This window comes from Planctomycetota bacterium, assembly GCA_035384565.1.
Classification (GTDB): domain Bacteria; phylum Planctomycetota; class PUPC01; order DSUN01; family DSUN01; genus DAOOIT01.
In genome coordinates, this window is record DAOOIT010000136.1 from 1 (window position 1) to 5,916 (window position 5,916).

At 68.1% G+C, this 5,916-nt stretch carries 5 protein-coding genes and 1 pseudogene; 5 read left to right on the forward strand and 1 reads right to left on the reverse strand.

Annotated elements, in window-relative coordinates:
* The first annotated feature begins 82 nt into the window (after positions 1–82).
* The 5 genes and pseudogenes from PLE19_23705 to PLE19_23725 all read left to right on the forward strand — a co-directional run bounded on the left by PLE19_23705 (position 83) and on the right by PLE19_23725 (position 2,436).
* Positions 83–460: pseudogene (locus PLE19_23705) on the forward strand (hypothetical protein).
* Between the two features lie 11 nt (positions 461–471).
* Positions 472–897, forward strand: coding sequence for a hypothetical protein (locus PLE19_23710; GenBank protein HPD17955.1), 426 nt, complete (start codon positions 472–474; stop codon positions 895–897).
* 1 nt (position 898) lies between these two features.
* Positions 899–1,105 carry a DUF5049 domain-containing protein gene (locus PLE19_23715; GenBank protein HPD17956.1) on the forward strand — a complete coding sequence of 69 codons (207 nt, stop codon included), beginning with the start codon at positions 899–901 and terminating at the stop codon, positions 1,103–1,105.
* 1 nt (position 1,106) lies between these two features.
* Positions 1,107–1,904 carry a glucosamine 6-phosphate synthetase gene (locus PLE19_23720; GenBank protein ID HPD17957.1) on the forward strand — a complete coding sequence of 266 codons (798 nt, stop codon included), beginning with the start codon at positions 1,107–1,109 and terminating at the stop codon, positions 1,902–1,904.
* Between the two features lie 133 nt (positions 1,905–2,037).
* Entirely contained in the window at positions 2,038–2,436 is a 399-nt protein-coding gene (locus PLE19_23725) for a hypothetical protein (GenBank protein HPD17958.1), read from the forward strand.
* A gap of 1,172 nt (positions 2,437–3,608) precedes the next feature.
* Here PLE19_23725 and ltrA read toward each other — a convergent pair.
* Positions 3,609–4,922 (reverse strand): group II intron reverse transcriptase/maturase, encoded by a 1,314-nt coding sequence (gene ltrA, locus PLE19_23730; protein ID HPD17959.1) that lies wholly within the window; start codon positions 4,920–4,922, stop codon positions 3,609–3,611.
* Positions 4,923–5,916 lie beyond the last annotated feature (994 nt).

A 5,916-nucleotide genomic window follows, 5' to 3' on the forward strand; every position in this document is an offset into this window, starting at 1 on the left:
AGAGCCGCGCGCCGCCGCCCAACTGCGCATAATTCGCAACTGCGCATAAGCGCGGTTATGCGAAGCTTCGCATAACCGCGCATTCGATGGCACGCTCCATGCAGGGAAGGTGAAGGCCTACGTCCAGTTCTGCCTGGCCCTGGCTGCAAAGGCTCTCAACGCGCGAGCGGCATCGAGCCGGCAGCGTAAGGCCAACGGCCACAGCGACAAGTACGACTTCCGGGTCTTCGCCTTGCACCTCGGATTGATCGGCGACGAGTTCAAGACGTGCCGCAGGCACCTGATGGCGAACCTCGCCGGCAGCGCCGCGTGGAAGAACGGCCGGCGGGCCGCTCCGCCCGCCCCTGCGGTCGCCCCAGAAGCATCCCGCACCGCAGAGGAGGCGCCCGCCGAGGACGCCGACCCTGCTGAAGGCGATGCCCCGCAACTCCCCGATGTCTTCTCCCGGTTCCTGACGTAAGGAGGCAGCTTATGCTCCGCATCACCACCAGAGACGGCGAGGCGTTCGAGGGCGAGACGGCCCTCGACATCGTCCGCGCCATGAAGGGCGCCTCGATGTTCAGCGATGTCAAAGACGTGCTCCACTATGTCGCCGTCGTCCAGAAGCGGCTCAAGGAGGTCGAGGGGGTCGAGCTTGCGCTGACCGGCGAGAAGCTCGACGACCGTTGCGAGTCGTTCATCCGCGAGCTGGACCGCGTCGGCCTGGCGAAGCTCCAGCAGCTTTCGGGTGCCGACCTCGGCGAGGTGGAGCACATGGTCCGCGAGACCGCGAGGCTGCTCAACGCCGGCGACTTGCCCGGCGCGTGGAAGTTCCTGCGCCCCAAGCTGCGCCTCACTCCGGACGAACTCGCGGAACTGGATCACCGCCTGGGACTCGACGCGAAGAAGGAGGATTGAGATGGCAAAGGTGAAGGTGCCCAAAGCCGTGCTCGATGGCCTCGAGGCCGTGCGCCGCTCCGGTTTGACCAACATGCTCGACCGCCCCGTCGTCGCCCAGCTCGCAGAGGAGTTCGGCTTCGAGGAAGCGGCCCGCTGGATCAGAACCCGTCACAAGCTGTACGCCATCGGCGTCTTCCACGGCTTCGCGGCTGAGGAGGAGAAGTAGCATGTGCGGACTCACAGGCGTCATCCTCGGCCGCAAGCGCCGGAAACGCGACGAGCTGGTCACCATCCGGACTCTGTTCACCGGCCTGCTCCTGCTGAACCAGAAGCGAGGGCACCATGCGACGGGCATCGCCGTCCTCCGCAAGGACGGGTCCGCCGCCGTGTTCAAGCGCCCCGTGGCCGCGTGCAGCCTGATCCAGGCAGAGAACTACTGGCACACGCTTCGGCCCGACAACGCGGTGACTGTGATCCTCGGGCACACGCGCTACAAGACGCAAGGCAGCGAGAGGAACAACGCGAACAATCATCCGCTCGTGATAGGGCCGAGCGCAGGGCCCGCAGGGGGCGCAAGGGGCGTCGTGTACGGAACCCACAACGGCACGGTGATCAACGCCGACGAACTCTTCCGCAGGTTCCGCCTGCCCCGGTCTGCCGAAGTGGACTCCGAGGTCCTATTCCGCATGGTGCGCCGAGCCAAGAACGACGCCGAGTTCAAGTCCATGCTCGCGCTGTGCGCGGGGTCGACCTCAGCGGCGTGGGTCTGCCAAGGCAAGCCGGGACGGCTCCGCCTCCTCAAAGGCGACATGCCGCTCGACGCCGCCTACGCCCCGCGTCTGCGGGCCGTCTTCTACTCCAGTGAGGCCTGGATGCTCCGCTCAGTCCTTAACCGCGAGCCGCACCGCCTGCTCGACCTCGACCCCTTCACGCTCTCGACCTTCGACGCCAGCAGCCTTCTCGACTTCACCCAGCAGGATGTGTTCTTCCTCTCTCCCGCTGCGATGCTCGCTCAGGCGCCATGAAGAATCCCGATCACATTTGCCTTGACTTCTCGTCGCCCCGATGCCCCTATGTTCACGACACACGTGGCCGAGCGGCCGCCGACGTGGCGGCCCGCCACACACCAGCAGGGCGCCCTCTTGAAAGGAGGACACGATGCCCAGCCAGTTGACCCTGAAGGATGCCGCACCGCAGTACCTGGAGCACCTGCGGGCGGCCGGGAAGAACGTGCACACCGTGAGGACCTACAACAAAGCGCTTGAGGTCGTTGCCGGCTTCTTCGGTGAGGCGAAGGCCCTCAAGGCGCTCCGGCCCGCCGACGTCGGCCGGTTCCTGAAGAGCGACGCGCTCCTCAAGAAGCCAAGTGGGGCCGAACGCGCTCAACCGACGGTGGACCAGATCGTCCGCGTGCTCCGGATGCTCCTCGAGTGGGCGCAGGCCCAGGGCCACGTTCAGACCCTCGCCTTCCCTCAGGATGCACTGCCCAAGCGCCGCCGCCGACAGCAGGCGCAGCCGCAGGAGACCGCCCCACAGGAGACACCGGCCACGAACTGACCCTCTCTGATCCTTCCTCTTGCCGCACCGCCCTCGGCTCCCACGCCCGGGGCGGTGCCTCTTCGACCAGAGAGGGAACACAGCCGAGCTGCCCACGAGGAACAGAAGGCACAGATCCGCCCAGACCGAGGGGATCTGCCGCGGCCCCCACGAATCCCGTGGCGTAACCCCGTGCCCCCCGCGACCCTGCGGCGCCGCCCCCGGGAGCGACCCTCTCGACACCCTCGCGCACACCCCCGACACTACCGCCGAAGAAGAACACCCCGCGACACAGGCAGTCCAGCGACAGGCGGAGCCGAACGCGCGGGGCCTCGGGGCAACGGATTCGCCCGCGGCCAGAACTCACCCCCTCCGCCTCGGCCTCGGCCCCAAGCTGCCCACGCACTGGCAGCTCGGAGATTCGCGGGGGGGGAAGACCCGTCGCGCTGGCAGACCGCGGCAAGGCCACAGCCACCCCCGGGCCCCTGGCGCTCGCCCGTCTGCGGCCAGGGGCGGCCCACGTCGGCCCAGGGGCGACCCTTCGCGCCCGTTCGACCCAGGGTCCCAGCGCCAGCGGACAGGCGGCCCCTGGGCCAACGTTCGCGAGCACCGCTCCCGGCAGGCCCCTGTGGCCGCCGGCCGCGCGTCAATGGTGGTGCAGCCGGCCGCGAAACTGACGAACCTATTGGTTTACAGCCCGTCGTCCGGCACCGTCCCGATTCACCTGGTTCTCGCCTGGCACCCCGCAAGGAGGCGCCCCTGGCTCTATCCCCTTGGCAGGCAACGGCTTGCAGGCGGCCCCGACGTTGAGCGCCTACCCAAAGCGCCGCTTCTCCGAGCGACCCGCGGCAGGGCGCGAGGGCAGAACGCAGCCCCGGCACTGCTGCCGCTGCCATTGGGCCGCCGGTGCTCGGGGCGCGTCTGTGCGCGCCAGCGCACCCGCGGTTGCCACGTCCGAACCCCACGAGGGCAAGCCTGCCCCCGAGATGCGGCGACGTAAGTCCGTGGTCCACATCAGGATACGCAGCGCTTCCGGAACCTGTCCTCGGCCCAGCAATGCTGTAAACCAAAGCGAGCATCAGTTCGCGCCCGAAAAGAGTGGCTCCCCGAGTCGCGGTAGGGACCGCCCTTTCGGGCGGCCCCCCGCACAGATCCCGGCGTGCGGAACTACCGCACCGGGCTCTTGCCTTGGGTCAGACGCGCAGGCGCTCCCAGGGATACGGGTGCAGGATACGCGGTTCGGGCAACCAGCAGGCGATGAGGCGGTGCATCCGCTCCCACGTGATCCGGGTCTTATAGCTGCGGCGGCGCAAAGCGCCATACCACAGCCGCCCGACGCGGGTGCGGAACGCCCCCAGTTGCGGCGACGTGAGTGGCACCGCGTAGTACTGGTACCACCCTCGCATCACCTTCCCCAACCACCGTCCGACCTCGACGATGGAATGGTGGAGCCGGCGGCGAAGTACCTCCTTGATCGCCGCCAGCGTCCGCCGCATTCGCTTCCCCATCGGGCGCCGAACCACGATGAACCTTCCCTTCCGCGTCTTCCCGCACACGTGCGTGAAGCCGAGGAAGTCGAAGGTCTCGGGCTTGCCGTCGCCGCGTGCTGACCGGTCGCTGGCCGCGTGGCGGCCAAACTCGATCAGGCGCGTCTTTTCGGCATGCAGTTCCAGGCCGAACTTGCGGAAGCGTTCCACAAGCTCCCCCTGAAAGCGCTCGGCGTCCGAGCGGTGCTCGAAGCCCACCACGAAGTCGTCGGCGTAGCGGACGATGATGACGTCGCCCGTCGCGTGGCGGCGGCGCCACCCGTCCGCCCACTGATCGAAGACGTAGTGGAGATAGACGTTCGCCAGCAGCGGGCTGATACTCCCGCCCTGGGGCGTGCCCGTCTCCACCTGCCTCCACTGCCCGTCTTCCAGCACGCCGGCCTTGAGCCACTTACGCACGTGGCGGACGACGCGCCGGTCCGCGATGCGATGCTCGACGAACTTCACCAGCCATTCGTGGGAGATGGCGTCGAAGAATCCACGAATGTCCGCGTCGAGCATCCAGTTCACCCGCCGCGCGTGGATGCCCACGGCCAGCGCGTCAAGGGCGTCGTGCGCCCCACGCCCCGGCCGAAAGCCATACGAGAAGCCCCTGAAGTCCACCTCGTACACCGCCTGCAACACCGCCGTCGCCGCCCGCTGGACGAGCTTGTCCTCCAGCGCCGGCACGCCGATGGGGCGTTGCCGCCCGTCGGCCTTCGGGATGTATACGCGGCGCACCGGCTGGGCGCGATACGCGCCCCGCCGCAGTCGCTCCGAGAGGTCCTGAAGGCGGGCCTCCAAGTGCTCCCCATACTCCTGCCACGTCTCGCCGTCCACCCCCGGTGCCGCATGCGGCTTGAGGTTGTAGTACTCCTCGCGGAGGCGGCCAACGTCATAGATGTGGTGCCACAGAGCGGAGAACCGCTGCTCCCTGTCCTTGACCGCTGCCTGCCGTATCCGGTCCAGCGCAGGGGACAAGCCGTCGGAGCCGACGTAGGCGCTGTCCCTTGGCCGTGTCCGCGGTTTCCCGCTTCGTGCCCGTTTAGGGCGCGCCATATCCGCCCCCGTCCGGCACTGCGTCCGGGGCTTGCTTCGCTGGCCCGGATTCCCCTTGGCCAGCCCCCTTCCCTCGGCCCCCTTCGCCAGCGACGGCGCACCGCCGCCTTTGTTCGGAGGCGTCTTCGGTACTGTGGGGCTGTCCGACTTCCCACGCCCGTCCATCACCGCCTTGCCCCCAGAGGGTTCACGGTGCGGGCCTCGCGGCCATCGTTGCGAGGCCGGACGTGGGATCTCCCAGTTCCTGCGCATGGAGCGTCCGTGCATGCCTGGGGTCTCTGACCGCGCGGAGTCCAACCACGCCTCGCGCTAGCGGCGTGGCCGGAGTAGCCTTCCGACATCCTCGAGCGCGTCGGCACTCCGGGCTGAGTTCGGTTTCGCGGCTCAATACCCTGCCTGCACGTCCCCATTGACCGACGCTTCGCCCCTGCCCTTGCGGGCACGGGCGCACGGCTGGGGCCGGTGTGGCTCGCTGGGCCTTCACCGTACGACTCTCTCATTCGCTACTCCATGCCAGTTGACTGGCGCTCTCCGAGGACTCGAACCCGCGGACCGAAAACTAGTGGCTCCCCGACGAGGACTCGAAAATCAACGCGCGTGACAAGCGCCGATTCTGTGGTATACTGAGCAAGTAGCGGCGTGGTCGAAATCGCCGGCCGCACGGGGCCGATGAGGACACGCGGCAAAGGAACGGGGCCGGCACCATCGCTTCGAAACACGCGGCATCTGGAGGATGGGTAATGGGCACTAGGCGAGGTGGATGTTCTCCGGGCCGGTGGCACCTCTTGACCGCAGCAACGATATTGGCCGCGCTGCATGCGGTTCGCGCCGCCGCGGAGGAACAGTTCCAGTGTGCCTACAGTGTATCCGTCCGGCGAACCACACCCCTGGGCCCGCGCGGGGCGAAGCCGCGGGG